The following is a 431-nucleotide window of genomic DNA, read 5'->3' as shown; positions in this document are numbered from 1 at the left end:
CTGTGTTTTTCAGCGACCATTTCATCTTATCATTTTCATAGTAAGAAGTCAATAGTTATTTCTTTCAGCAATCTGCCGAAAGTGATGAAGTTTTTCGTTTGTCTTAGTTGGTGCTTATTTATATTAAGCTTTTCCTGGCATAAAGTCAACACATTTCACAATAAATATTTTCCTCTCTCAAAGTGAGATCAAGAATGGCTTCAAGGGTCCGCTTTGCTTAAGGAAAATACACACATTAGTGGGACAGAGCTGAAGATATCCTAAAAAGCCTTAAAGGTTTTCATATTTTTTCACGACCTTATGAAACAAAAAAGACCAGCCGGATGGCTGATCTTTTAAATGGCTTGGCGGCGTCCTACTCTCACAGGGGGAAACCCCCAACTACCATCGGCGCTGAAGAGCTTAACTGCCGTGTTCGGAATGGGAACGGG

The 431-nt window shown here is 40.4% G+C and carries 1 rRNA gene; it reads right to left on the bottom strand.

Annotation, left to right across the window (positions count from 1 at the left end):
* Window positions 1-342: 342 nt before the first annotated feature.
* Window positions 343-431: ribosomal RNA gene (gene rrf, locus N0M92_RS29255) — 5S ribosomal RNA — on the bottom strand; the annotation flags it as partial.

The sequence above is a fragment of the Peribacillus aracenensis genome (genome assembly GCF_025175645.1).
Taxonomy (GTDB): Bacteria; Bacillota; Bacilli; order Bacillales; family DSM-1321; genus Peribacillus; species Peribacillus aracenensis.
The sequence above is the reverse complement of the archived record's forward strand: the minus strand, read 5'-3'. Positions and strand labels throughout refer to the sequence as shown.